1 protein-coding gene is annotated in these 1,039 nt (G+C 36.1%); it reads right to left on the bottom strand.

Annotation, left to right across the window (positions count from 1 at the left end; all coding sequences use genetic code 11):
• Positions 1-133: 133 nt before the first annotated feature.
• Complete coding sequence (locus V7K67_RS16195) at positions 134-958, bottom strand: IS982 family transposase (protein WP_335167428.1); 825 nt, start codon at positions 956-958, stop codon at positions 134-136.
• Positions 959-1,039: the final 81 nt, after the last annotated feature.

Raw genomic sequence — 1,039 nt, 5'->3', positions numbered from 1 at the left:
TAACCCAAGTTGCGTGTTAGGCGACTCTGGGTGCGAAGCACCCGGAGAGTCATGCGATCGCACAAAAACTCTTCGGTTACGTCAGATCATAACCGAGAGATAGATTTTAACTTATAGTATAAACTATTACTAGTTAGATAAATGCTTGTTTGAAAGTAAAAGCAAAGATAAATGCTTGTAATTTGAGTAAAAACCCTTTATAAGTGACTGCATGAATTGATTTAGGAAATAGACTAGTTATCGCACTAAAGACTGTTTCAATATCATGACGAATTGACTGTTTTATATATTGAATCCACGGCTGATCTGGACGCTTGGAATTCTTTTTTCTCATGACATTTAGTGTAATCTCACTACTGTCATCGAGGTCATCCTCACAATTATAATCTGTGTACGCAGAGTCCGCATATATTTTACTACCAGGTGGTAGATTTAATGGTAAACTCTTTAATGCTCTGACATCAGCAGCACTCCCAGGCATAAAGACAAACTCAACTGGTATACCACTTTTAGTCGTTAATAATTGAACTTTAACTCCGTAAAAGTAGCGCTTTTTTGATGCGGCATAACCCCTATAATCTTCTGATTTCAGAATTTTAACTTGAAAAATACGGATATTATCACAAATTGGAACAGGGAAAGAATCTAACAGATACTCTGTACAATCGCTTGTTTCTTTGAGAATCATCCCTATTTGATGAAATAAGTCATTGATGAGCATATCAACATCGTGTAAGCGTCTATTAAATCGTGACTTTTCTAACATATTTGATATTAATTTATGGTCTTTCATATAGTCACAAGCTTTGGTGTGATTACCATTAAAGAACATTGCGGCAGCTACTGCTGTTGTTATCACTTCTGCATCAGTCATATTTCGCCGACAATCTTCTTTGTGACCAATTGCTCTAAGTAAGTCATCGATGATAGCATAGATGGTAATTATTTCATTTAGCATATTCCCCTCCGTTTTTTATACCTGGAGGGGATTTTATTACATCAAGCGATCGCCTCAATCAATAACTAGCAACTTGGGTTA

The organism is Nostoc sp. (assembly GCF_036917155.1).
In the GTDB taxonomy this organism is placed as follows: domain Bacteria; phylum Cyanobacteriota; class Cyanobacteriia; order Cyanobacteriales; family Nostocaceae; genus Nostoc.
Note: the sequence above shows the minus strand (reverse complement) of the source record. Positions and strands in the feature narration are given on the sequence as shown.